At 55.5% G+C, this 23,343-nt stretch carries 11 protein-coding genes; 6 read left to right on the top strand and 5 right to left on the bottom strand.

The genetic code is table 11. The annotated features are described in order from the left end of the window. Nucleotides 1-72: 72 nt before the first annotated feature. The 4 genes from I4V53_RS10440 to I4V53_RS10425 form a co-directional block, all read right to left on the bottom strand. Nucleotides 73-2,670, bottom strand: coding sequence for a TasA family protein (locus I4V53_RS10440; protein WP_195985637.1), 2,598 nt, complete (start codon nucleotides 2,668-2,670; stop codon nucleotides 73-75). Between the two features lie 247 nt (nucleotides 2,671-2,917). Then, nucleotides 2,918-3,277, bottom strand: coding sequence for an MmcQ/YjbR family DNA-binding protein (locus I4V53_RS10435; RefSeq protein WP_195985636.1), 360 nt, complete (start codon nucleotides 3,275-3,277; stop codon nucleotides 2,918-2,920). A gap of 4 nt (nucleotides 3,278-3,281) precedes the next feature. Then, nucleotides 3,282-3,743, bottom strand: a complete 462-nt coding sequence (locus I4V53_RS10430) for a VOC family protein (RefSeq protein ID WP_195985635.1) — start codon at nucleotides 3,741-3,743, stop codon at nucleotides 3,282-3,284. Between the two features lie 172 nt (nucleotides 3,744-3,915). Further along, nucleotides 3,916-4,128, bottom strand: coding sequence for a DUF378 domain-containing protein (locus I4V53_RS10425; RefSeq protein WP_050699284.1), 213 nt, complete (start codon nucleotides 4,126-4,128; stop codon nucleotides 3,916-3,918). A gap of 568 nt (nucleotides 4,129-4,696) precedes the next feature. Here I4V53_RS10425 and I4V53_RS10420 point away from each other — a divergent pair. The 6 genes from I4V53_RS10420 (at nucleotide 4,697) to I4V53_RS10395 (ending at nucleotide 21,303) form a co-directional block, all read left to right on the top strand. Beyond that, nucleotides 4,697-10,114, top strand: a complete 5,418-nt coding sequence (locus tag I4V53_RS10420) for an NPCBM/NEW2 domain-containing protein (RefSeq protein ID WP_195985634.1) — start codon at nucleotides 4,697-4,699, stop codon at nucleotides 10,112-10,114. An 840-nt stretch (nucleotides 10,115-10,954) separates the two neighbouring features. Further along, nucleotides 10,955-17,500, top strand: coding sequence for a cadherin-like beta sandwich domain-containing protein (locus I4V53_RS10415; protein ID WP_195985633.1), 6,546 nt, complete (start codon nucleotides 10,955-10,957; stop codon nucleotides 17,498-17,500). Nucleotides 17,501-17,910: 410 nt separating this feature from the next. After that, nucleotides 17,911-19,155 (top strand): ROK family protein, encoded by a 1,245-nt coding sequence (locus I4V53_RS10410; protein WP_195985632.1) that lies wholly within the window; start codon nucleotides 17,911-17,913, stop codon nucleotides 19,153-19,155. 108 nt (nucleotides 19,156-19,263) lie between these two features. Continuing rightward, nucleotides 19,264-19,941, top strand: coding sequence for a hypothetical protein (locus I4V53_RS10405; RefSeq protein WP_195985631.1), 678 nt, complete (start codon nucleotides 19,264-19,266; stop codon nucleotides 19,939-19,941). Nucleotides 19,942-20,079: 138 nt separating this feature from the next. After that, nucleotides 20,080-20,532, top strand: coding sequence for a MarR family winged helix-turn-helix transcriptional regulator (locus tag I4V53_RS10400; protein WP_207747893.1), 453 nt, complete (start codon nucleotides 20,080-20,082; stop codon nucleotides 20,530-20,532). Nucleotides 20,533-20,535: 3 nt separating this feature from the next. Next, nucleotides 20,536-21,303 (top strand): sulfite exporter TauE/SafE family protein, encoded by a 768-nt coding sequence (locus I4V53_RS10395; RefSeq protein ID WP_195985630.1) that lies wholly within the window; start codon nucleotides 20,536-20,538, stop codon nucleotides 21,301-21,303. 139 nt (nucleotides 21,304-21,442) lie between these two features. Here the strand turns inward: I4V53_RS10395 and abc-f are convergent, their stop codons facing one another. Then, the gene (abc-f, locus tag I4V53_RS10390) at nucleotides 21,443-22,921 is read right to left on the bottom strand and encodes a ribosomal protection-like ABC-F family protein (protein WP_195985629.1); all 1,479 of its coding nucleotides are present in this window, start codon (nucleotides 22,919-22,921) and stop codon (nucleotides 21,443-21,445) included. Nucleotides 22,922-23,343: the final 422 nt, after the last annotated feature.

Below are 23,343 nucleotides of genomic sequence, written 5' to 3'. Positions count from 1 at the left end.
GGACCGGTTCCCGTAAGACAGCGGGAACCGGTCCTTGCCGATTGTTTTGCTTCTGTTATGATTTTTACTGCTTTATTTCAGCGTCGGGTAACTGCCGTCCGCAATGTTCCAGATGGAGCCGCTCCAACCGGCATCCGTATAGGTCGCGACGGTCTGCATTTCTTCCGCAGTCTTGCCCAGGCCGCGGTACTTGTCGGTATCCCAGCCGGTGTAAACCTGGTTGTTGCGGTACAGGTTGCCCTTCTGGAAGAAAATCGTATTGACCGTGATCGAGCCTCCATCCATCTGGCCGACTGTCGGGTGCGTCCAGGTATCCGTATTTCCATAGCTGTCAATCAGCGCATATACCTTGCTTGTGGTATAGCAATAGGAAATATTTCCTGAGTTGTAGCCGCACAGGCCGCCCGCTCTGGAGCCCTTAACCGTACCGGTGGAATAGCTGTTGATCAGCGTACCGTTGTTACTTCCGGTAAGGCCGCCATAATAGTAATGCGAAGACGCCTGATAGCCCATATAATACGGATTGCCCGTTACATTTGCAGAAGAGGAGGAACCGCTGATGGTTCCGTTGGTGTCGTTCCAACCGACAATGCCGCCGACTTCCCAGATATTCGCTGTCCGGTCGCCTGCCGTAATATTGCCGCTGGTGGAACAGTTTTCAATTTTGCCCTGATTCCAGCCCACCAGCAGTCCGGAATTGCTGTGCGCGTTGACCGTGCCATCCAATTTCAGATCGTGAATGGCACCGGAGGAATACCGGAACAGGCCGTTAAAGCTCTTCAGCGTTCCCACATTCATCCCCGTAATGCTCTTCCCATTTCCGTTCAGATCACCGGTAAAGACGTTTTCGCTCGGTTCATAACTTGTCCCATTCCAGGGATCGTCAATTCTGTTTAACTCTCCGATCGGCGTCCAGTTCGGGAAATCCGCGCTCAGGTCGATGTCGTCCGCGAGTACAAAGTTACAGTGCGGGTGATTGCGGATGTTATCAAAGTCCGCCGCAGTCTTAATCACATGCTTGTAAGTCGGGTCCGGGCAGTCCGGGTTTTCCGGTTCTTCCGGATCGGTACCGCCCTGCTTTGTTTTCACCGTAAAGGTAACGACCGCCGGGCCGTTTTCCACCGGGATGGATACGTTTTGTCCCTGCTGATCTGCCGCCGCGGGATCATATTCATAGCCGTCCGGGACTGCCACCAAATAGGTCGCCCCTTCCATCCCTTCCGCATCCGCCGCCTTGAAGAGATATGTTCCTTTTGCTAAGCCGGAATAGACTTTTGTTGTCAATACGTTTGCCGTATTTTCTTTATCAACAAAGTCAACGCGCACCTGGTACGCCTCCGGATTTTTATCCGGGTCCGGATCGGTACCGCCCTGCTTTACCTTAACCGTGAAGGTAACGACCGCCGGGCCGTTCTCCACCGGGATGGATACGTTTTGTTCCTGCTGGTCTGCCGCCGCAGGATCATATTCATATCCGTCGGGAACCGCTACGTCGTACACATTGCCAGCCACGCTTTCCGCATCTGCCGCCCTGAAAAGATAAGCTCCCTTCACCAAGCCGGAGTAGGTTTTCGTGGTATAAACCGTCTCTTTGTTTTCCCTGTCAACAAATTTGACAAGGACCTGATATGCCTCCGGATTTTTATCCGGGTCCGGATCGGTACCGCCGCCCTCTTTCAGCTTCACTGTAAAAGTAACGGACGCGGGATTCACTGTTCCGGCCTCTTTGTCCAACGTGATGTCGCGGGAATCGCCCGGTGTGACCAGCTCATAGCGGTTGTTCAGCTTTGCCGTATCCGGGAAAAGCTTTGCTTCCGTTGCGCCGTTAAAGAAGGTCACCTTGTGCGTATAGGCGCTCTCCACCGGCGTTCCGTCCTCCGTCTCCCAGCTGACTTCGACATCCTTTGTCACCGGTTTTTCCGGCGGGGTAACCTCGCCCGCGTCCGGGTCGTCCACCTGATGTGCATTTACGGTAAACCAGCCGTGGAAGTGCTTGGCCTGATACTGGTTGAGCGCATCCTGCGGCAGATAGCCGCCGATCACATATTGCACGCTCTCATCCGCGCCGAGGGTATGCGGCAGGGTGTAGCCCTGCGGCTCATCCTTCGCCGTCTCATTCAGATTGACGCCCTCCACACGGGTCCAGTTTGCTTTTTCTCCTGCCGCCGCCTTGTTTTCATAGACGAAAATCTGGAGCACTTCTTTCAGGATATAGGGCGCTTCGTTGCATTTTAAAACGCCGTCCTGTTTGACGCCGCCCGCGCCGTTGTCCACCACATTGATGACATCGTCCGTCATCGCACCCCTGTCCTGCATGGAAAAATTGATCACCGCAGGCAAAGTGCCGCCGTTGTGGACGGTTACCGGCTGGAAATACACCGGCGTGTAGTCTGAAAAACCTTCCTGATTTACGTTGGAGACGGTGCCGTCTTCATTGACCTGCAGTTCTGCGTCGAACTGCTCGATGGTCAGCGGGCGCAGGTTCTTAAAGTCCAGCTCCGCGCCGGCCGGCTTGTCCGGGGTAACTGTGATGTCCAAAATACCCGCCGCAAAATTGGTGTGCACCTTCTCCGTGTCCGTAAACCACGCCATGGTTCCGCCCACCAGCAGGCTCAGCACCAGCAGAATGGAAATGCCGGACAGGGTGATCCTCTTTTTGCTTGCTTTCATACGTTCTTCCTCCTGACATTTTCATATTTCCTGATTTTTCAGGATATTTAGATATATTATAGCATAATACTTCTTATTTTCCTGTTAATTTCCATTTATTTTTACAAAAAATGTCAGTCATAAGATTCACAGTCCTTTATACATTTTACCCAAGTAAGCTTTTCGTTTTTTATCTCCCATATGTAACGAATAGAGCGGCGCTGCTGATGCAGCGCCGCTCTATTCAAACTTCAATCATTTTACAGGCCTATAAAAACTCCGCCTGTTTTTTCTTTGGCAGGCTGGACAGCACCAGCCGGTACGCCTGGTCGATCATCTCCCGGACCGTTTCGTCCGGCACATCGGCGTCCAGATACAGGGAATTCCAGTGTTCCTTATTCATATAATACCCCGGGACCACCTTTGGATACTGCGTGCGCAAAAACTGCCCAAACGCCGGTTCCAGCTTGATCGTAAAGATGGGCTTCCCGGTTCGGTCGCCGCCCAGCATGGCGAACATTTTGCCGCCGATCAGAAAGCGTTCCGCCTCCCACTCGGCCTTATACTCCTGTACCGTGCCCTTTTTCTCCAGGCAATACGCGGGAATCCATGGATAGTTCGTCTCCATCGTTTTACTGCATGCACATCCGGACAAAGCCGATCGGATGCTGGATCATCTGCGCCACCTGCTCCGGGGTGTTGCCCTCCGCCAAAAACTTTTTCGCCAGATATACCATGGACTCGCCCACCTCGATGATGTGCTTGTCCGGGTCGTAAATGCGGACGACGCGCTGTTTCCAGTCGTATGTCTTCACTTCATGGACCCATTCGACCTCCGGATGCGCTTTCAACAGCGCAAGGAACCCGTCAAAATCGTCCGTTTCAAAGTACAATTCCATATTGTGGGGTTTTTCCAGGATGGAATCCGCCGGCAGGCCTGTCAGCCATGCATAATCCTGCTGCAGGGAGAAACCGCCGTCCATCACAACGTTAAGACCGTGATCCATCGCGACCTTCTGGCCAAACAGCTCCCCGTAAAACTTTTTGGAAACTTCCACATCTTTTACTGCAATCAAAGGCGCACAAAATGTCATATCCTTCACCTCAACAATTTTTTGGTAAAAGCTTACCTTATATATATTATAGGCGGCGGGGGATTCCCGGAATTGTAAAAAACGGACTTCCTCCATACGCAAAAAGGCTCCATTTTCTGCCTGCCGGAATGACAGGCGGAAAACGGAGTCCTTTTTGCGAAAGCGTTATCCGCTAACTGGCGTGCGGCACGTAATCGTCGTTGTGACGGAATAGCATGGAAACGCACCAGACGGCGGAGAGCGCAACGATCACATAGATGATGCGGCTGATCAATCCCGCTGTACCGCCGCCGATCCAGGCGACCAGGTCAAACTGGAACAAGCCTACAAGGCCCCAGTTCAAGCCGCCGATGATCAGCAGAGTCAAGGCAATTTTATCAAGCATAATCTCTCTCCTTTGAATGTTTCATTCAAAATGGATTTTCGCGGAACAATCCGCACGCTGAAAGTTTTTCCCGTTTGGCGCAAATTATACGTTCGCCGGAAAAGGCTTCCGGAAATCGGTCGTTTTTCATCTAAATTTAACCGAATGAAAACGTTCCCTTTATCAAACAACGGTATGATAGAAAACAGAACGATCCACCGCCTGCTTTCCTGAATTTTTATGATAGATGTATCCCCCAACCGCTGAGGGCCTGCAAATGCAGGCCCTCAGCGGTTTTTCTGTAAAAAACAACGCCTTCACATAACAGAAGTCTTAACAAATCCGCCATAGTTTATGCTTTTATGGATTTTTGTTGCCAAAATATGTATTTATGTCTTAATTTCTTAGAAACATCTTCCTTTTCATGTAAAAATGTTAATATAAATTAATCTATTTTGAAATTTATTTTTATCTAAATTTATCGAAGCCTCCATTCCCTGGCATTTTTTATCCAGATGTAAAAGCGGTCCAGCAGCCGCCTTTTGCATAGACAGTCTGTTGTCATTATTTGTGAGAAGGAGAGAAAAACGTGAAGAGAGCAAAGAAACTGATCAGTATCCTGCTCTGCGCCGCACTGCTCAGCCCGGCGTCCACCGCGGCCTTCGCCGCATCGGACATCACCGCGCCGAGCGAAATTGCACCGCACATCCTGACGACGCTGCCCACGGCAGCCGCGGGCGTTGCGCAGAATACCCTGACCCTTTCCGGCTCCAACAAAAGCGTTGGAGAAACGGCGGAAAGCGCAAAAGCAAAAGAGGACCTGCTTGCACAGCAGGAAGCAGAGGCAGCCGGGAAGCTGCCGCCCCAGATGGGCTGGTCCACCTGGAATTTCTTCCGTGAAAAAATCAATGAGGAAAAGGCCATGGACGCCGCCAAAGCATTGGTGAGCACCGGCCTGAACGAGCACGGCTATGTCTACTTTAACCTGGACGACTGCTGGCAGTCCAGTATGCGCGATGAAAACGGCAACATGCAGTTTGACCTGACGGGCTTCCCGAGCGGCCCGCAGTTCATTAAGAACGTCAACGCCCTCGCCGGCCCGGATTCCGAGCATCCGCTCCGTGTCGGCGTGTACAGCTCCAGCGGCGACCTCACCTGTGAGGACATGCCCGGCGCGGCAGGCAACGAGGAAAAAGACGCCCGGACTTTCGCCGAGTGGGGCGTCGAATACCTTAAATACGACTACTGCCACGTAGTGGACATGGAAACTGACGTGTATACACACAGCATTAAAGCGCCCGACGTGGATTACCTCTCCGTCGCAAAGGCCGGCACGCCTGAGGGAGAAAGAATTCAGGCGGAAACAGCCGAGCTCTCCGGCGCAGCGTCCACTGTCCGTTGCGGCAGCTGCGACGGCACCGGTTATGTAACCGGCCTGAACGCCAACGGCGGTGCGATCACAATCAAAAAGACGGTGGAAGAGGCTGGCCGTTATGTGCTGACCATTGGTTTCCACAAGTCAAAGTCCATCGTTTCTAAATTTATTTCCGCACAGGTAAACGGCGGCAACGTATATGACACCGAAATTCCGCGCACCAGCGGCTGGAGCGGCACCGGCAGACAGCAGATGTATATTGATCTGGCGGCCGGCGAAAATACCATTAAAATTTTCAACCCCATCGACGGCCAGAAGGCGGACTCCATTCGCCGCTACAGCAAGATGGGCAATGCGCTCAAAGAAGCAACCGCGCAGGTCGCGGAGGAAACCGGCAACCCGGAAAAGCCGCTTTTCTTCTCCGTGTGTGAACACGGCAGAACCAGCCCGTGGACCTGGGCCGGCGATTTTGCCAACTCCTGGCGTACCACTCACGACATTTCCGACAGCTGGAGTTCCATGATCGGCATCTATGAGACAAACGTAAACCTCTGGTCTTATCAGAAGCCGGGCACCTACAACGACCCCGACATGCTCGAGGTCGGCGTCGGCAACCTGACGGCAAATGAAAACCAGGCGCACTTCTCCCTGTGGTGCATGATGAACTCCCCGCTGATCCTCGGCTGCGACGTGCGCAACTTTGTGGATCCGGAAAGCCCGGACGGCGTGGATCATTCCGCCAACAACGGCGCGTATGACATCATCACCAACCAGGACGTCGTCAACATCAATCAGGATCCGCTGCTCCTGCAGGGCAAACGCGTTTCCACCGCGGACGGCATCGACATTCTGGTCAAGCCTCTTTCCGGCGGCGATGCGGCTGTTCTTTTCCTGAACAAAAATGCGGCGGCTGGCGCATCCGCCAGCATCGACCTCTCCGCTCTGGCGGACAAAGACGACCGCATTACACTGCCCTCCGCCTCCGCCTATAAAGTGAAGGATCTGTGGAGCGGTGAAGAAACTGTGGTCGGCACTTCCTTGAATTCCGGCGCGATCCCGACGCACGGCGCGCATATGTACCGCGTCAGCAAAGTGGAGGCTGGTTCGGTCGACAAGCTGGGCACCATTAAGATGGATATGCCCTATACGACTTTCAGCGCCGGTGAAACCACTTCTGTCGACGTCATTGTTGAAAACGTCGGCAGGGAAACCATGAAGAATGTCAACGTCGCATTCAGCGCGCCGGAAGGCTTTACGGTTACCGGCGGCGAAACCATCGACGCTCTGGCACTGAATGAAAAGAAGACCGTTACCTTCCAGGTCACCATGCCGGAAACGGCTTCCAACACCATCGCAAAGCCCGCTGATGATTACATCCTCTCCGCGACGGCTTCCTACCGCTACGACGGTGACACCGAGGATACCTCCAAGCTCGCCACCAAGGCGATCAAAGTAGCCGTGGCGCCGCAGAATACGGTGACCAAGCTCGGCGATCACCCGTGGCTGAGTTCCACCACCGGCTGGGGAACCATCAAGCGCAATAAGTCCATCGATGGCAACGCGCTGCGTCTGGGCGGTGAAACCTACGCCTCCGGTATCGGCGTACATGCCGTCTCTGACATCACCGTTTATCTGGGCGGCGGCAGCTACAACTTCCATTCCTTTATCGGCGTGGACCAGGAGATGCAGGTTGATACCTCCAGCATTGAGTTTGAGATTCTGGCCGACGGCAAGAGCATTTACAGCTCCGGCGTGATGAAGGCCAACGAGCGCAAAGAGGTCAACCTCAACATCACCGACTGCCGCGTTTTGACCCTGCATATCGGCGACGCGGGCGACGGCATCGGTTCCGACCACGGTGACTGGGCGGACGCGACATTGACAAAGACGGACGACGTGACCTATTATCAGATCAACATCGCCGATACGGTCAACGGTACTGTTACAACCGATCCCGCCGATACCGTGATGGACGGCATGCCGGTAACAGTCACCTTTACACCGGACGAGGGTTATACCACCCATATGGCAATCGTCAACAACGAGATTGTCGCCCCGGTGAATAACCAGTACACCGTAACCGGCGTTAAGGGCGATGTAAATATCTCCGCTGAGTTCGTCAGGGAAGGCGAGACCGGCACACAGAAGGCCATTGTCTCTGCTGATTCTGTAAGTACGCAGGAAGTAGATTACGGCACAGCGTTCGCTGCGCTTAATCTGCCGAAAACCCTCGCCCTGCAGCTGGACGACGGCCTGACCTCTACGGTTCCGGTTGTCTGGAACAGCGGGGATTACAGCCCGAACCAGTCCGGCGCACAGACGATCACCGGCACGCTGACGCTGCCGGCCTGCATTGTCAACAGCAACGGCGTGGAAGTGAAGGCCGTTGTCAACGTCGGCGAGGAAACCGTGCGCAACGTCGCGCTGGAAGCAACCGCAAGCTGCCCGAGCGGCGCTGCTGCTTCGGGTAAGAAAGCCGGCTTTATCAACGACAACATCTTTGACGACCAGGAGCCGGGCGCAAACGGCAACGGTGTATTCGCTTTTGCAAGCACCCTTGCCGCAGAGAAGAAATATCTCGACCTCACCTGGGATAACCCGGTCGATATCGACAGCGTAAAGCTCTTTACGTATTATGCAAAGGATCAGGGCGTTACTAACTTCGACGTACTGGTCTCCTCCGACGGCGGCGCAACCTTCACAACGGCAGCGTCCTCCGGCGACATTGATTGGCCGTCCCCCTCCACAGAGAGAGAACAGGCCGTTAAGGAACTGGTCTTTGGCGCGACCGCAAAGAACGTGAACGTCCTGCGCATCATGGTTAACAAAGCCAACCTCAAATGGAACGGCGGCGTGATCACCGAGTTCCAGGCCTTTGGCATGAATGCCAAGACGGACGATCAGGTAACTGTAAATTTTTCGGAGCCCGTTAACGGTAAGATTTCGGCGGCTACAGACAGTGGCGAAATCGTTGCGGGCACAAAGGTAGCTGCCGGAACAAATATCACCTTTACCTTTACCCCCAACGATGGATACCGTGTCAAGACCGCGACCATCAACGGCGAGGCCGTTACCCTGACCGCGGACAACACCTACACCGTGGAGAACGTCCAGGCGGACGTCACCGCGGACGCGGCATTCGAGGAAGACGTACCCACGGAGCGCGCTCTGACTGTCAACTACAGCGGTAAGAAAGTCAGCCTGACCGTGGACGGCGAGGCACAGCGCCTGGCGGACCTGCTCGGTTCCTACAAGGCGGACGTCCTCTCCAAGACGGAGCTGCTGCTGGCCTTTGCACCGGCGGTGGAAGGCAGAGAGATCGCCGGCGTGTCTGTGAACGACCAGGCGCAGACAGTGACCGACTCCGCATCCTTCTCCTACGATTTCACCATGCCGAACGCGGACACCACGCTGCGCTTCGACTTTACGATCGTCAACAAGATGATCCTGCGCTCCACAATCGAAACCGCCGAGAGCCTCCAGGAGGGCGACGAGTACAAGACCGCCGTTCCGACTGTCAGGAAGTTCTTCGACAAATCCCTGAACACGGCCGTCAAGGTGGAAGCCGACAAGGCCGCCACGCAGACCGCCATTGACAACGCATGGAAAGACATGCTCAAGGCGATCCAGATGCTCAGCTTCCAGGCGGGCGACAAGACCGCGCTGAAAGCCTTGTTGGAAAACTGTGCGCTGTTCATCGAAGAAGACTACACTGCGGAGAGCTGGGCGGCCTATGAGGCGGTCCTCGCGGAAGCACAGGCTGTCGCGGACGATGAAGACGCCCTGCAGAAGGACATCGACCAGGCTTACGACGACCTGATGAAGGCAGTCACCTCCCTGAAGTACCTGGCGGACAAGGACAGCCTGCGCACCCTGGTAACAGAAGCGCAGAACCTTGACCTTAATAAGTACCTGGAGGACGGCAAGGCGCATTTCAGCGAAATGCTGCAGGCGGCGGAAACCGTTCTTGCGAACGAAAAAGCCACCCAGAAGCAGATCAACGAGGCCGAACAGAATCTGGCCGCCGCCATGGCGGCGCTCCGCCTGATCCCGAGCAGAGAGGCCCTGAAGGACCTGCTCAGCATGGTTGAAGCGCTGGATTACAGTAAGTACACGGATACCAGCGTTGCGGCGCTGAAGGCGTCCATCAATCTGGCGAACGGCGTACTGGACGATCCGAATGCGGCCAGTGAGAAAGTCGCTCAGGCATTCGAGCTTGTCACCAACGCATACAACGGCCTGAAACTCAAGCCGGAAAACAACACCTCCAAGGGTTCCGGCAGCCGTACGCCGTCCTACGGCAACCTCTACGGCGCACAGGGCATCGCGGTTGTGAACGCGGCGCAGAACGTCGTCTCCACCGCTTCCGTCCGTTCCGACACCACTGTGGACTTCACCCTGAAGAGAGGCAGCGCATACTGCTTCAAGATGACCGTGGTCAACGGAAACAATCTGGTTCCGAGCTTCACTACCGGCAACGGCAGCGTGCTCAAGACCCAGTTCGTGGCGAAGATCGGCAACGATTCCTACTACAGAGTGTATGCGGTTGGCACACCGGGCCAGAGCACGGGCGTTTATATGACCCTGCCGGGCCAGAACGCTGTCAAGCACTGCACGGTAACCATTGGCTGATTGCTGCCGCTGAAAGCAACCTTTTTGCAAATAAAACATGGAAACGCCCCGTTTTAAAGTGAACCTCCACTAAAAGCACCATAGGTGTGTTGGACACTTCGTGTCTGCGAACGGCGTTATATGTCAACTGTAAAAGGATTGTTCTGTCGCAATTGCTTAAAATGGCTTCGCTGTAAGCGTGTCCCGACCGGGCGTCCCGGGCAGAACGCCGTTACGCATTGCCAGTGACGATCGGCTAAAAATCCGCATCATTGCCGTCTGAGTAAATCTTCGGAAGCGTAAGACGGACGGAAACGCACACTGCGGTAAAAACCGGATAAGAGCCTATACCGGCCATGTATCTGTACTCCCCGCCAACGGGTTATCACCTGTTGGCGGGGAGTTTTTATTTTCCATGGATTTCTCCCCTTAAGTATTTATTGAAATATTTTCAAAATCCCATTGACAAAAAAACTTTTCCGGCCTATACTTTCATCGTTAACTTATATAAGTAACTAATATAAGTATTTTTGTTCGCTGCAAAGCAGATGTCAAAATTCTTTGACTCTACGTTCTTACAAAAGGCATGAAAGTTTTGCAAAATCTTTACATGTTTTCATATATTTAGTTGACTTTTGAAAGCCCATATGCTTTAATAAGGTTATACTTTAACTGAAATAACTATTAAACTCGCGTCATTTAGTTTTACAGATAATGTAAGATTACATACCAACTGCGAACCAGCGGACAAACAAGGTCCCCTTGCCGATGGACGCGGGTTGAAAGGAGGTAAAAATAACTGGATTATCCCTTTGGAAGGCAAGCAAATTTTTACAGGAAGATTAACTTAGGAGGAGAAAGATGATTGAGATGAGAAGAAGAGCGATTGCCCTGATGCTGGCCACCCTGATGGCGGCTTCCGGCGCCGGCATCGCAAACGCCGCTGTGGAACTGTCCCCCAACGGCGTCGCACAGAGCGTTTCCATGCAGGCCGCGGCGACGGCTGTCAAAGGCACACTGCGCACTGCCCCTTCTGAGGCAGACCTGGAGGCGGAAGGCCCGCTTGGCTGGTTCCACTTCACCAGCAAGGATCTGGAAAGCTGTGCACAGATGGGTGAGGGCAGCGTTATTTCCAACCTGGAACTCTCCGGCACGCTGGCACAGATCGCCACAGACGCCGCGACCAACTTCGTTTATACCGACGCCGCGGAAAAGAACCGCAAAGGCCAGGTGATCAACGGAAAAGGCGGAAAAGTTTCCTTTACCCTGCCGGGCAGCATCGATCCCCGCTATGTGCGTCTTTATACCGGTTCCTGGGCGTCCCAGATCAAGCTGTCCGTCGCCGTCAATGGAGAAGAACAGTACAGCCGCGAATACGGTAAAACGAATACTTCTTCCGGTGCAAACTGTTATCTTTCCACAATCGAATACCAGACGGATTCCGAGGACGACATTGTAACCGTCACCGCCGAGGTCACCGCCGTGATGGACGAAACTTACGGCAATATGAGCATCCAGGCGATTGCCGTAACCGACGAAGCGCCTGTAAAAGAGGATGCGCTCGCTTCCGGCGAGGTGCTGGACGCCCCGGCGACCGCCAACCTGACCAAACAGGGCGGCATCGATTGGGTCATGCTCGACTCCACCGACTTTGACGCGTTCAACCGCAAGGACACCGAGGACCCGGCGATCGGCGGCCTCACGCTGATCGGCAAACAGGATTATGTTACAAAGAACACACAGACCAACTTTTTATACCTGGACGGATTGTCCCCCGTGCAGTCCCTGGGAGACGACAATAAAAAGGGCCTGGTTTTCACCGGAGCAAACAACGGTCTGGAATTTACCGTCCCGGCCAGCCTCACCCCCCGGTACCTGAACATCTATACCGGCGCATGGGCGGCGGACATCACCGCGGAAGTCTCCGTCAACGGCGAAGTACAGTATACCGAAACCTACGGCAGCAGCGATACCACAAGCGGCACGCCTGCAAAGTACAACCTGCTTTCCATCCAGTATCAGGCGGCGGACGCGAACGACGAGGTCAAAGTCAAGCTCTGGGTGTCCAAGGCATACAGCAGCCAGTGGGGCAATATGAACGTCTCCGCCATCGCGCTGAGCGACCGGCAGATCGAGGACGACGGTTCTATTGTAACCGGTAAAGCTTCCAGCGCGCCGGTCTCCGCCAATCTGTCCACCGAAGGGAATCTGGATTGGGCGTATTTCAACAACGCCACTTTTTCCGGCTACAACCGCAAGAATCAGGAAAGCTCCCTGATTACCAACATGACGGGCGTCGGCAATCAGCAGAGCAACCCGATCATCAAGGACGCCAAAACCGCCTACAGCTACACGGACGGCGTTACCCCGGAATCCGAGGCAGGCGTACATAACGGCTTTGTCTTTGTCAAAGAAGGCAGCGGCGTAACCTTCAACGTCCCCGGCGGCCCGGATATGAAATACCTGAACGTCTACACCGGCGAATGGGCTTCCGACATCACCCTGGAACTGGTCGTCAACGGCGAGGTGCAGTACAGTGAAACCTACGGCAACAGCGTCACCACCGCGGGCACGCCCGCCGTGTGCCACGTGGCCCGCCTGCAGTACAGCACGCCCAGCGCGGACGACACCGTTGAGGTGCGCGCGCTGATCTCCAACGCCTACGACAGCAACTGGGGCAACATGAGTATCCAGGCGGTTACCCTTTCCGACACCGCTCCCACCAGCCTGGAGGAAAAAATCACCACACCCGAGTGGGAAATCAACCACACAGGCGGCCAGATCCAGTCTCTGAAGACCATGATCGGCGGCGAAATGTACACCATCCCGATGCGCACGGATGACCGCGGCGGCTTTGTATGGAAATACAATGGGCGCGCGATCGCGATGACCGCGGGCGAAGCGGCCGAAGACGGCAGCATCACCTACACGGGCCGTTCCCGCACCGCATCGGAGGATCTGACCTTCTCCATGCGCTACTCTGTGGACGAGCAGAAACAGCTGGTGGTCACCGCCTCTGTCACCAATAACAAAGACGCGGAACAGCAGGTGGACAAACTCTCCCTGAATTTGGGCTTCAACACCTATCTGGAGAGCTATCCGCAGTACAACGACCAGCTCTTCCCCACCCTACTTCGCTGTGAAAAGACCCATATGTGGGGCTATCTTTCCACCCCGTCCGGCCGGTTGATGACCATTGCGACCGACGCGCCGGTCGCCTCCTACACATTGGATTACCAGTGGGGCGCGCACCGCATCTATACCGCATCCCTCGACATGCTGCAGTCCGGCGAACTGCCGGAGCGCCATCCGCAGGACGCGGACCACATCGGCGCGAACGAGACGAAGACCTGGAACGTCTACCTCAAACCCGTCGAGGACCTGAATGCCATCGAGGACGTCAAGCCGACTATTTCCAACAATACCCTGCTGCCGATGATCGACGCGGACCGCTATACGATGGCGGAGGGCGAGTCCTCCCAAATCACGATCCAATCCCAGTCCCCGCTGAAAAACGGCAAGGTCGCACTGGTTGCGTCGGATGGCACGGAAACTGCACTTGACGCCGTGGACAACGGAAATGGTGTCTATCATTGCACTTTTGACGCGGCGGACAAAGCCGAGGGCGTTTACAAGCTCTGGGCGGAAAACGAAGCGGGCTACAAGTCGGAGGGCATGTTCTCCATCCGTAAATCCTGGTCCTGGTACGCCCAGCAGGCCCGCAAGGCCGCTGTGGAAGCGCCGCAAAAAGGCGGATCCCATTCGGAAGAATTCTATGGCCTGTACTCCGCTTATATTGCAAAGAAATATTTCCCGGACGATGCGCTGGATATGGCCATTGACGAGAAATTTGAAGAGATCTATCCCCTGATGTACGACGTCACCACCGATCTGCCCACCTCCTGGGAAAACCGCATCCAGAACCATTCCGCCATGCTGGGCATCTTCGTGGACAAGTTCCAGAGCTCCGGCAACTGGAGCGATCTGGAAAGCGCTGTCAATCTGGCGGAATTCCTGCTGACCAAGCAGAAGGACAACGGCGGCTACTATAACGGCGGTACGGACTACACCTCCGTCATCTACCCGGCCAAGTCCATCATGGAGCTGATCCATGTGGAAAAGGAGCTCAAGGACGACGCAAGCCTGACCGAAGACGAGCGCGCCAAATGGACGGAGCGCTACGACCGCCACTTTGCGTCCGTCACCCGTGCCATGGATAACCTGGTCCGCCTGGACGGCCATTTTGAGACGGAAGGCCAGCAGACCTTTGAGGACGGCGCGAACTCCTGCTCCGCCACCCAGCTCAGCGAATTTGCGCTGATGTTCCCGGCCGGTTCCGCCGAGCGCGAGAAATACACCAACGCCGCACTGAAAATCATCGACTACCACACCTCGCACCAGCAATCCATTATCCCGGATTCCCGCATCAACGGCGGCACCCTGCGTTTCTGGGAAGCCCAGTACGATGTGGAGATGGGCCTGACCAGCGGTTCCCCGAATATGATGAACTCCCCGCACGGCTGGTCCGCCTGGAGCATTTACGCGCTGTTCAACCTGTACGAACTGACCGGCGACCAGCAGTACCTGGAGCGCGGCATGAACGCCATGGGCTCCTGCGCGCAGCTCATGAGCTTTGACGGCACCCTGCGCTGGGCCTTCATCGCGGACCCGTACCGTGAAACAAAGCTTTGGGTGAAAGATGAAGAAGCTTCCCAGGGCGATGTGATCAAGGGCAAACACGTGGACGCCGTTATCGGCGAAGAATACGTCGATATGATTTCCTACTGGTGGAGAGCGCCGAAGAACACCTGGGTCCCGGGTTACACCGGCATGGGCGGCTCCGTCACGCAGGGCGCGGCGTGCGACAACGACGTGCATGAAATCTTCAAGGCATTGGGCGAAGTCGCCCTGACCAAAGCCTATGTCTCCCAGAAGGAAGACGGCAGCTTTGAAGCGTATAACTGCTCCGTCGAGCAGAAAGACGGCGGTCTGGTGGTCACACCGAGTGAAAACGTGGTTTCCAACGTCAGCGTACAGGTCAATGCCGAAACCAATGTTACCGTCAAATTCTACGACGGGGATAAATCCGCCGTCGTTGCGGCGGGCCTGCCCACTTGGGTTTCCACTGCGGAAAACGCCGCAGATCTTGAAAACGCGGACAAGGATTCCAGCCTGCGCAGCCTGACGGTCAGCAAGGGTGAGCTCAGCCCGGCCTTCCAGGCGGACGTCACCGACTACACCGTGGACATCGGCGCGGAAGCCGGCAGCGTGGACATCACCCCCGCCGCGAACAGCGAACACGCGGTTGTGTACGTCAACGGCACACGCGTTCTGCCGGGAGAGAGCTACACCGTCACAATAGACGGTCCGATGCAGGAAAAAACCATCCCGATTGTTGTAAAATCGCAGTATCAGGCCGCTAAAACCGCCTATACTGTCACCGTTTCCACCATGGGCGGCTATGAGAACATCGCTCGCAAGGCAAGCAGCGTCACCGCAACCCGCATTCAGGGCCCGGCGACCAACCCCATGAGCCTGATCGACGGCCACCACGGCCTGGACGGCTCCAGCAGTACCCATATCACCGTTGCGCCGGACGGCACGCCGGACAACTGGATCACTCTCAACTGGGACGAGCCGCAGAGCTTCGAGAAGGTGCTTGTCTGGACCTTCTACGGCGCAAAGCAGGGCCCGACCAAGTGGGACTACCAGATTTCCAAGGACAACGGCGTCACCTGGGAGACCATCGCGGCAGACGTAACCGCCACCTGGGAAAAGGAAGATAAGACACAGGAGAGCTATACGGTCTCCTTCGACGAGCCGCTCACCGGCGTCACGAACCTGCGCATGGTCCTCAAGGAAGGATTGCACGCCTGGGGCAACACCTGTATCACAGAGATCGAAGCCTTTGGCAAGAAGGATGTAAAACCGGCCGAGCACAGCATCTCCGTCAGCTACAGCGGCCGTCAGGCCAAGCTGACCGTGGACGGCGAGGCCCAGAAACTCGCGGACCTCACCGGTTCCTACAAAGCCACGCTCCAGCCCAACGCGACCAGTGTTCTGACCTTTGCCCCGGCAGTGGAAGGCAGGGAGTTCGCGGGCGTGACCGTCAACGGCATCGCACAGGAGGACTTCACCCCGAACGCCTTCTCCATGACGTTCGCCAACCTGACCGCGGATGCAAATGCGGAAATCGCGTTCACCGTTGTCAACAAGATGATCCTGCGCACGGTGATCGATACCGCGGGACAGCTGATCAACAGCGACGAGTTCCAGCTCGCCGTTCCGACTGTGCAAACCAACCTGCGCAGCAAGCTGGCGGCGGCACAGGCCGTCGAGGGCAACAAGACCGCAACGCAGGCGGCAATCGACACGGCGTGGGGCGATCTGATCGACGCCATCCATCTGCTGAGCTTTGAGCTGGGCAATACCGACAGCCTGAAGGAGCTGGTGGAATCCGCCGGTATGCTCACAGAAGGCGATTACACCGCCGCAAGCTGGGCGGTCATGCTGGCCAAGCTGGACGCGGCAAACACGGTCCTTGCCGATAAAGAGCCTTTGAAGGCCGACGTGGACAAAGCGTACAAAGAGCTGCGCGCGGCAGTGGAAAGCCTGGTCCGCCAGAGCGACCTGAGCGCTTTGCAGACGGTGATCGATCAGGCGGACGCGATCGTCCCCCTGCTGAAGGACCAGTATCTTGCCGTGGGCCAGGAAGAATTCCTCGCCGCTCTGGAAGCTGCAAAGAACATCACAGGCGCGAATACGCCGGCGGAAATCAATGCGGCGCTTAACCGCCTGACCAACGCCATGGCTTCCCTGCGCATAATCCCGAACAAAGACGCGCTGAAAGAGAACGTCCAAACCGCGCAGGCCGTCGATACCGGCAAATATACGGCGGAATCCGTCCAGCGGTTACATCGGGCCCTCTCCAACGCGCTCACCGTCCTGAACAGCGACACCGCCGGACAGGAAGAGGTCGACGCGGCAAACGACGAACTGACCGCCGCCTACAAAGCGCTGGAAGTAAAGGATGCCCCGAAGCCGAGCAGCAGCGGCAAGGGCAGCACCAGCGCCATGCAGGACAACAGCTACGGCAATACGGGCGTTGTCAGCGCGGCTGGCTCCGTCCAAAACGCAGCGGCGTATGTCCGTTCCGACACAACGATGAATTTCACCCTCAAGAGAGGACAGGCGTATTGCTTCAAGATGACGGTCGTCAACGGCAATACCGCGCCGAGCTTCACCGTGGGCGACGGCTCCGTCCTCAAGACGCAGTATGTGGCCAGGATCGGCAACGATTACTACTACAGAATTTGGGCAGTTGGCACACCGGGCCAGAGCGCCGGCGTCTATACCCAGATGCCAAGTCAAAACCCGGTCAAACACTGCACGGTAACCATTGGCTGATTGCCGCCACTGAAAGCCGCCGCAGATATGCTAAGCGCTGGCATCTGATCCATCCGCGCTTTGATGTTACCTGAAAAGGCTACGGGCCGCCGTGCAGTAAATTTGCACGGCGGCCTGTTATTTCCTCAATATGCAAAGGGGCGTTGTGAAAGCATTTAACCAGTAAACATTAGCTCTTATAATTTCTTATCTATTTAAACCTTTTCTTATTTTTATTGTCAATAATTTATAGAAATAATATATAATATATGTCACACAGTTTATTCGATATATAAATTTGTTCAAAGTAATGTTAATATCGAAATAGAACTAATATTTGTAAAAAATCGTGTATATTGAGAGTTAGTAAGGTCTCGCCGTACGATGGGGACGTGGGGCAAGCCGCCAATAATTGGATTGGAGAATTGATTATGAACGATTCCATTGACCGCAAAAGTATCAACCAGGAAAGGAGCCAGTTCATCAACCGTGCGCTCATTATGGACCTGCTGCGGCAGCAGGGGGTATGCTCCCGCGCAACGCTGGCACATCTTTCCGGACTGAAGCAGGCAACCATTACAAACATCATTGCAGAATTCATTGAATGCGGGCTCGTTGTGGAAACCGGTCTGATGAGCGGTATGAAAGGCAGGCGTTCCATCGGCATCACTCTAAATGAAGAACGTTGCAAGGTGATCAGTATCCGCATGACGCGCAGCGCGTTCTATATCTCCCTGGCCGGCCTGTCCGGCAAACTGACCAGCGTGCAGGAATACCCGATCGCGCCCCGCGAATCAGTCCAAACGACCATTCCGCGCATCCGCGCGGCGGTTGAAACCGTCCTGGCAGAAAACCCCGATACGGAAATTGCCGCGGCCTGCATGGCGATGCCCGGTCCCTATCACGAAGAACGGGACTGCCTGTTTTTTGTGACGGAGCTTGCCGGATGGCAGGACTTTCCCATCCGCAAAACATTGACGGAAAACCTGGACCTCCCCTTCTATATCGCAAACGACGCCAATGCCAGCGCCTTTGCACAGCTCTGGTATTACGGCGACACCTATGACACGCAGGATATGATCTATGTGCTGGCGGGCGAAGGCATCGGCTGCGGCATGATCTCCAACGGAAAACTGGTCATGGGACAGCGCGGCATCGCAGGCGAGTTCGGCCATAACTCAATCGACTACAGGGGTCTGCCGTGTGAATGCGGCAACCGCGGTTGTTTGGAAAAATACTGCTCTACCATCGTCCTGCGGGAAAACATCATGAAATGTCTGGAAGCGGGAGAAGCCTCCGCCCTGAAAGCGCAAAATCTGAGCGCCGCCGCCATTGCCGATGCGATTTGCGATGGGGACGCCGTCGCCTGCCGCGAGTACGACAACATCTGCGGATTCCTTTCCATCGGCATCGTCAACCTGATCAACCAGTTCAATCCCGGCCTGATCGTCATTGGCGACGAACTGGCGGAAATCGCATCGGAACGGCTGCTCAAAATCGTCCAAACCAAAGTGCGTTCCTGCGTGAACCCGATGACCAGCGGGGATGTAGCCATTGAGATTAACCGCCTGCCGGGCAGTCCCGCGCTGTTGGGTGCGGCGGCTATCGCGGCGCAGAAAATCCTGGCGGACCCCGGCAAGCTGATGCAGACGGTCCCCGTTGCAGCAGAAATTTAATATCATCAAAACGGAATCCCGCCGGTTGGAGAAAGATCTTCACCATGGCGGGATTTTTCTTGTCTTATGTGAATTTTTGTCTTAGAATAAAAACAAGGAGGGAAGAATATGAAAAAAATTGTTAGCCTGATTTTGGCGGCAGGCATGCTTTTGTGTACCGCATCCTGTGGGGAGAACGCCGTCTCCCCCTCTTCCGCACCGCCTTCATCGCGCCATGAGGTGGAATCCTCCAGCACAACGCCGTTTTCCAAAGCTTCTTCGGAAGAAGCAACCCCCTCGTCTGAATCGCCGGCCTCCAGTGAAGAACCCGGCGACAAAACAGATACCGAGTTTGAAACCATGGAGGACTACACCATCGGGGACGTTACCTATTGGATTCCCGCTGAATGGACAACGGACACACATGAGGCAGGCTTTAACCACCATACCCCATCGGGCGGACTGTTTAACACCAGCCATATGATTGACGACACCGGAACAATCGATCTGTCAAACGACGACGACGCCTACGTGACTTTGGCGTCTTTTTCCCGCAGTTTGATGAAAAACGCCACAAATCCGGAGGACGCGGAGGTCCAGCAGGGAAAATTTGAAGAGCATTGCGCCATGCTGCTTCATTATCAAAGCGACATTTACGGCAATTCCTATGATATGTACAACCTGTGTTTTACCGATGTCAACAGCATCTATTCCTTCTCGTACGCCTCTCCCCTATCCAGCCAGGAAGACGGGGAGGCTGTCTTCGAGTCCCTCGTCGACTCTTTGGAGTTTGAAGCTGTGGAATAATTCTCTGCCCGCTCTTTACCGCCGGTGTGAACGCTGTGTTCACACCGGCGGTTTTGCGATTCCATGCGGTTGACAACCCCGCTTTATTAAGTTATAATCAGAACGGTTCTGAATATAACAAAAAGAAAGAGGGAGATCATGAGGGAAATTCTTGCTTACGCCAGCCACTTTAAACGATTATACGGGCAGCTATTCCAACCTGTCGCCGCACAGTTGGAGCTTTCCCAGCTGGAAATTGACATTCTGCTGTTTCTTTACAACAATCCAGCGTATAATACGGCGCGCGATATCGTCGCTATGCGCGGAGTGGCCAAATCAAACGTATCCACCGCGGTGGACGCTCTGAAACGCAAAGGCCGCCTCCTTTCTGAGACCGACCCGGAGAACCGCAAGGTGCAGCGCCTTTCCCTGCCCGCTTCCATGGACGAGCCGCTTCGCGCGCTCGCCGCGGTGCAGCAGCAGTGCTTCGCCTTTATGCTGGAAGGCTTTACGCCGGAGGAACGCGGCGCGCTGCGGCAGTTTCTGGAGCGCATTGACGCGAACGTCGTAGCCGCGCTGCACAAAAAGAGTTCAGCGGAAAGGGAGGCGTAACGGGTGCTGTATACATTTTTTATCTGTTTTATCGCGGGAATCGGCGCAGGACTGGGGACCGGCTTTGCCGGTATGAGCGCGGCGGCGGTGATCAGCCCGATGCTGATCACCTTTCTGCACGTGGAGCCGTATACGGCGGTGGGCGTGGCGCTCGCCAGCGATGTGCTGGCCAGCGCCGTCTCCGCCTACACCTACGGAAAAAACAAAAATCTCGACATTCGGAACGGCCTGGTCATGATGGCCTCCGTTCTCTGCTTCACCCTGGCGGGCAGTTACCTGTCCAGCCTGCTGCCCGGAACCGCAATGGGCGGCTTTTCCACCTTTATGACGCTGCTCCTGGGAATTAAATTCATCGTCAGGCCCGTTATGACCACCAAGGCCAGCATGGAGGGCGTCAGCGCTAAGAAACGTCTGATTCAGTCCCTTGTATGCGGCGCGCTGATCGGCCTGATCTGCGGCTTCGTCGGCGCGGGCGGCGGGATGATGATGCTGTTGATTCTGACCAGCGTCCTGGGGTACGAGCTGAAAACAGCGGTCGGCACCAGCGTCTTCATCATGGCGTTTACCGCTCTGACCGGCTCCGCCAGCCACTTCGCCATCGGCGGAATGCCCGATCCGGTCATCCTGATCCTCTGCGTGCTGAGCACTCTGCTCTGGGCGCGGATCGCCGCCAAATTTGCCAACAAGGCCTCCCCCATCGTCCTCAACCGGGCGACCGGCGTGGTGTTGACCGTGCTCGGCGTCGCCATCCTGGCGGTCAATTATTTATGAGTCTTCAAAACAGGGCTGTGGAAATAAATCCACAGCCCTGTTTTTATGTGTTTCGAGCGACTTGGTATTTTCCCATACGCGTTTACTCGGATTCATATCCAACTGCAAATTCTATCTGATCCGCACTCGCACACAATATCTATAGTACCAGAAACTTTGTCGCAATTTTTTCCCGGAAGGCGCGGTCGTGCTCCACAAACAGCAGCGTGGGGCAGCTGTCCAGAATCAGTTCCTCGATCTGCACCCGGGACAATACATCGATAAAGTTGAGCGGCTCATCCCAAACATAGAGGTGCGCGGGCTGGCACAGGCTCCGGGCAAGCAGGACTTTCTTTTTCTGCCCGTCGCTGTAGCCCGCCATATCCTTTTCAAACTGCTGCCGGGAAAAGTCCAGCTTGCGCAGGATCGCCTTGAACAGGCTTTCATCCAGCCCGTTCTGTTCCGCATAGGCGCGCAGGTCCCCCTTCAGCCCATCCGTCCTCTGCTGTACACAGGAACACACCAGATTGCCGCCGATGTGCAGCTCTCCCGTATGCGCGACCGGCTCGCCCAGCAGCAGTCTGAGCAGGGTGGATTTCCCGCATCCGTTCCGGCCGCACACAGCGACGCGGTCTCCGCGTTCGATGGAGAAACGCACATCGGAAAAGACGCGCTTTTCCCCGTAAAAGGCGGACAAGCCGTTTGCCTCCGCCAGTACGCGCCTGGGATATTCCGTCGGGCGCAGGACCAGCCGCTCCGCCGTCTCCAGATTTTTCAGCAGCTTTGCCTTCTCCTCCACCGCCGTTTCCCGCCGGGACTCGATGGTCTTGGAACGCTGCATCATTTTAGCGGCCTTGTGCCCGATAAAGCCGCGGTCCGGGCGCAGGCCGGAATTGCGCGTTTGGTACTTTCCCTTCTCCGTCTTATCGCTCCAGCCGGCGGCGCGCCGCGCCGCGTTTGTCAGCCGGTCCACCTCTTTTTTCAGCTTCTCCTGTTCCGCGCGCTCAAACCGGTCCTGCCGCTCCCGGTTTTCCCGCCAGGAGCTGAAATTGCCCGCCTGCACCTCGATGTCGGCACGGTTGACGGACAGCACGTGGTCCACGCAGTGATCCAGCAGCCACCGGTCGTGGGAAACCAGGATAAAACCTTTTTTCCCGTTCAGGTAGCGGCAGACCGCCTCGCGGGCATCCTCATCCAGATGGTTGGTCGGCTCGTCGATCAGCAGGAAGCGGTTCTCCCGCAGAAAGAGCACCGCCAGCAGCACCTTGGTCTGCTCGCCGTTGCTGAGCGTTTCAAAGGGACGGTAGAGCACTTCCTGCTCCACCTGTAAAAGGGACAGCTCCCGGCTGAGCTGCCATTGCTCCGCTTCCGGCGCCAGCGCTTGCGCAATTTCCAGCGTGTTCCATGCGGCGTCCGGCACGGGATAGGGGAAATAAGATACCGGAACCGGGCAGGAAATGTGCCCGCTGTACACGTACTCCCCCAAAAGCAGTTTTAAAAACGTGGTTTTGCCCCGCCCGTTCCGGCCGATAAAGCCCAGCTTCCAGTCCGTATCCATCTGGAACGAGACGTCCTCAAATACATTGTCCGGGTTTCCGTCGTATCCAAAAGTCAAATGTTTTACCTGTATCATTGCCATAGATGCATCCCTCCGCAGCACAATTAATAAGCCGCAGGAAAGCATGGCTCTCCTGCGGCTCTTCTCTGCGGAAACAGCGCGCCAACAGCCGCAAATGCCGCCCTTTTCAGGCGCAAAGCATTTGCACGCGCGGATGCTTCCAACGGATCAGGGAGTTGCGGGAGCGTATCCTTCCTGCAGGGCGCAGCAAATCAAAGGGACTTTTCCCCGATTTCTTTACGCCGTTCGTGTACAACACTCAGCAAGAAAAATAACGCAAATTCCCAACTCCCATCTTTTCATTTTTATACGGACAACCCGTTCCGTATGTTTCTCAATATAACAAAAGAACCACGCTTTGTCAACTCCCAAACGCAGAAACGCCCCGGCGGATTTCGCCGGGGCGCTCTGCTATTGTCATTAGGAGAGAAGGTTCATTTAAC

This window comes from Clostridium sp. D33t1_170424_F3 (assembly GCF_015667585.1).
Taxonomy (GTDB): domain Bacteria; phylum Bacillota; class Clostridia; order Oscillospirales; family Acutalibacteraceae; genus Anaeromassilibacillus.
This window is presented reverse-complemented; position numbering and strand designations above follow the sequence as displayed.